Genomic DNA, 4,197 nt, shown 5'->3' with positions numbered 1-4,197 from the left:
GACACCGGGTACGTGACGCAGGTGACCGACGATCCATCATCGCTCGTGGGCCCGAGTGGTGTGCATGCCGCTGCCTGAGACGGGGAACCCGCGATACCCAGACCGACCAGACTGCTCGCCACAAACGCCGAGGACAGTGCGACCCGCTGTGTCCATCTCCGTATTCCCATGGATCGAACGGTAACTGAACGGCATGTCTGGCACAAAAGGGAATTGGTCCTGCCTGTTCTCCGTCCTGGGTGGGAGAATTTCCGTCGAGAGATTTTACTCCGCATTCTCCGCGCCTACCGGATGTGCCGCCTGGCACTTTTTCTTGACTGCCGCTCCCCAGGGCAGGTAAAGCGCTGGACGATCGGTGTCGGGGTTTTCTGTCGTGGCCAGGTTCACGTTTTTTCTCGAGGGTGGTCGTGGACACCTCCGTGGCAGGCCGCCACCGTCCGACCGGGCGCTCGTCTACGGCCTGGTCGGCGGAGTTCCGCTGTACCTGTCGTGGTGGGATCAGGATGCCGACCTCGCCGACAACCTGCTCCGGCTGGCCTGCCGGCCCGGGGCACCGCTGCTCACCGAAGGCCAACTCGTACTCGCCACCGAAGTGGAGCACGGCGAATACCCGGCGGCCGTGCTCCACGCGATCGCCGAGGGCCGCACCCAGTACAACGAGATCAAGGACTACATTCGCGCCGAACCGGCCCGCCCACTGGACCGGCTCGAGGAATACCTGGCCCGCCCGGTGTGGCCGCACCGCCGCCGGCTACCGGTGCAGCCCGCGCTTCACTCCGAGCTCACCCTCGATCGCGGTGAGAACGCGCCCGGCGATGGTTCTCAGCTGCCGCGCCTGGGCGGGCGAAATCGCGTCGAACACCAGCCGGTTGACGGCCCCGATGTAGCCGGGTGACGCGGCGGCAAGCACCGTCGCGCCGTTGTCGGTGAGAGTGGCCAGGGTGTAACGGCCGTCCACCGGATCCGGCTTCCGGGTCACCCAGCCGTGGACCTCCAACCGCGCGACCGCGCGGGACAGCCGCGACAGCGATCCGTTCGCGAGGACCGCCAGCTGGCTCATCCGAAGCGTCAGGTCGTCGATGGTGGAGAGGGCGGCGAGAATGGTGTACTCGAAGTGGCTTAGTTCGGACTCACGCCGAAGCTGGTCGTCGAGCGCGATCGGTAGCCACGTCAGCAGGCTGGCGACAGCCGCCCAGGTTGTTGGTCCTCGGAATCGAGCCCACCCGGCCCTGGAGCATCCGAGGTCGCCATGGGGCCACGCTACGCGGCCGAAAGCTCGCAGCCAGGCCGATTTTACTTGACAGGTCAAGAAACCACACCGGTGGATGACTTACGTGCTCAAGTGATCGCGGTCGAGAAGTCCAGTACAACGAGATCAAGGACTGTGTTCGCGCCGAACCGGACCGGACGCTGGATCAGCTCGTCGAGCTACGGCTGCATGAGGAGCCAGGGGTCGCCCCGCCCCGCCCCACGCCGCGTGATCCGAGGACACTGAGCGCATGTTGCCCGACCTCACGGTCGCCGGAGCGGACCTGCCCGTCCGAGCCGCCCTGCCCGCGCTCATGGCCGCGCTGAGCCCCCACGACCAGCCCGGATCGGGCGGTGCCAGCGGGGCCGCGGTGCTGGTGGCCCCGCCAGGCACCGGTAAGACGACACTCGTCCCGCTCGCGCTCGCCGACCACGTCCCGGGCCGGATACTGGTCGTCGAGCCGCGGCGGATCGCCGTCCGTGCCGCGGCACGGCGGATGGCCAGCCTCGCCGGGGGTGGCGTGGCCGGTGGTGCCGGAGCTCGCGCGGATGCCGCGGGTCGCGGCGGTGCCGGAGTCGGTGTCGATGCCGGCGAGGTGGGGGGCGCGGTCGGCTACACGATCCGCGGTGAGCGCAGGGTCGGGCCGTCCACCAGGGTCGAGGTGATCACGACGGGGGTGCTCGTCCGGCGGCTGCAACGCGACCCCGAGCTGCCCGGTACCGACGCGGTCATCCTCGACGAGTGCCACGAACGCAGCCTCGACACCGACCTGGCGCTCGCGTTCCTGCTCGACGTCCGCGCCGCGCTGCGCCCCGACCTGCTCCTGCTCGCCGCCTCCGCGACGGCCGACACCCCACGGCTGGCCGCGATGCTCGGCGCGCCCGGCCCACCCGCGCCGGTCATCGGGACGGACGCCTCGATGTACGACGTCGAGGTGGTCTGGGCGCCCCCAGCTGGGATGATCACCCCGGCGCACGGCCTGCGGGTCGACCCGAGGCTGCTCGACCACGTCGGGGCGACCGTCGGGCGCGCGCTACGGGAGACGTCCGGGGATGTGCTCGTCTTCCTGCCCGGGGCTGGTGAGATCACCGCCGTCGCCGGCCGGCTCGCCGGGCACCGTGGCACGGTCGACGTGCTCACCCTGCACGGCCGCCAGACCGGCGCCGCACAGGACGCGGTGCTGCGCGCCGGCCCGCGTCGCCGGGTCGTGCTGGCCACCGCGGTCGCGGAGAGCAGCCTCACAGTGCCCGGCGTGCGGGTCGTCGTCGACGCCGGCCTGGCCCGCTCCCCGCGGATGGACCACGCCCGCGGGCTGGGCTCGCTGGTCACCGTGCGGGTGTCGCGGTCGTCCGCCGGGCAGCGCGCGGGCCGGGCCGGTCGGGAGGCGCCGGGCCGGGTGTACCGCTGCTGGTCCGCCGCCGAGCACGACCGCCTGCCCGCCCAGCCGGAACCGGAGATCGCCGTCGCCGACCTCACCGCCTTCGCCCTGGAACTCGCGGTCTGGGGCCATCCCGGCGGCGTGGGACTGCCCCTGCCCAGCGACCCTCCCGCCGGCGCGATGGAGGCCGCCGGGGTCTCGCTGCGGGCCCTCGGCGCGGTCGACGAGACCGGCCGGGTCACCCCGCGAGGACGTTCGATCGCCCAGGTCGGGGCCCATCCGCGGCTCGCCCGGGCGCTACTCGACGGCGCCCGGGCCGTCGGCGCCCGCCGCGCGGCGGAGGTCGTGGCGATCCTCTCCGCGGACGGCCCGGCGGGCGGCCCCTCCGACGACCTCGTCGCCGCGTGGCGCCGCCTGCGCGACAACACCGACCGGACCGCGACCGCCCGCTGGCGGGAGGAGACCCGCCGGCTGCGCTCGGCCGCGCCTGCCGGGCCTGCCGGGCCTGCGGCGCGGGGAACGGATGGGCTGACTGACGATCTCGCGGCGGGGCTGGTGGTCGGCCTCGCCTTCCCCGAGCGGCTCGCGCGGGTCCGCGCCCCCGGCAGCTCGAACTACCTGATGGCCGGGGGGACCGGTGCCGAGCTCGCCCCAGGCTCGGCGTTGACCGGGGCACAGTGGCTCGCCGTCGCGGTCGCCGACCGCGAGCCCGACCGGACGTCCGCCCGGGTGCGCCTGGCCGTCACCCTCGACGCGGCCACCGCACGGGAGGCGGGCGCGGCGCTGCTGCGCACCGAGGACGAGGTCGCCTGGTCCGGTGGCGACATCGTCGCCCGCCGGCTCGAGCGGCTTGGCACGATCATTCTCGCCGAACGCCCGGTGGCCAGGCCCGACCCGTCCCTGCTGCGGGCCGCGGTGCTCGACGGACTGCGGGACGCGGGGCTTGCCGTGTTGCGCTGGAACGCCGACGCGCTCGCCCTGCGCGACCGGCTCGCGTTCTGCCACCGGCTGCTCGGTGCCCCCTGGCCCGACGTCACCGACACCGCCCTGCTGGACACCGCCCCGGACTGGCTCGGGCCGGACCTCGATGGCGTGCGACGCCGCGCCGACCTCGGACGCATCGATGCCGGCCGCGCGCTGCGCCGGCTCCTGCCCTGGCCACAGGCCGCCCGGCTGGACGAGCTGGCACCCGAGCGGGTCGCGGTGCCCAGCGGCTCCCAGGTGCGCCTCGACTACAGCGGCACCAGCGGCGCGGCCGGCCCCGTGCTCGCCGTGAGGATCGCCGAGGTGTTCGGCTGGGAGCGGCTACCCGCCGTCGCCGACGGCCGCGCGCAACTCGTGCTCCACCTGCTGTCGCCAGCAGGACGCCCGGTGGCGGTGACGAGCGACCTGCCCTCGTTCTGGCGCACCGGCTACCCACAGGTCCGCGCCGAACTGCGCGGCCGCTACCCCCGCCACCCCTGGCCGGACGACCCGACCACAGCCCCACCGACCCGCCGCGTCACCCCCCGCACCCGCTGACCGCACCGGCGCGACAGTACTGGCCGAGCTCCGCTGTCATACGAGACCC

Annotated in this window: 2 protein-coding genes and 1 pseudogene; 2 read left to right on the top strand and 1 reads right to left on the bottom strand. The window is 73.5% G+C overall.

What is annotated here, in order from left to right:
- The first annotated feature begins 373 nt into the window (after positions 1–373).
- On the top strand, positions 374–895 hold the full coding sequence (locus G6R24_RS22865; RefSeq protein WP_225438725.1) for an ATP-binding protein: 522 nt from the start codon (positions 374–376) through the stop codon (positions 893–895).
- A gap of 111 nt (positions 896–1,006) precedes the next feature.
- Here G6R24_RS22865 and G6R24_RS24605 read toward each other — a convergent pair.
- Positions 1,007–1,060: pseudogene (locus G6R24_RS24605) on the bottom strand (hypothetical protein); the annotation flags it as partial.
- Positions 1,061–1,499: 439 nt separating this feature from the next.
- Here G6R24_RS24605 and hrpB point away from each other — a divergent pair.
- A complete protein-coding gene (gene hrpB / locus G6R24_RS18815; RefSeq protein ID WP_163550518.1) occupies positions 1,500–4,148 on the top strand; it encodes an ATP-dependent helicase HrpB in 2,649 nt (882 codons plus the stop codon).
- Positions 4,149–4,197 lie beyond the last annotated feature (49 nt).

The sequence above is a fragment of the Candidatus Frankia nodulisporulans genome, from assembly GCF_902806475.1.
In the GTDB taxonomy this organism is placed as follows: Bacteria; Actinomycetota; Actinomycetes; order Frankiales; family Frankiaceae; genus Frankia; species Frankia umida.
Note: the sequence above shows the minus strand (reverse complement) of the source record. Positions and strands in the feature narration are given on the sequence as shown.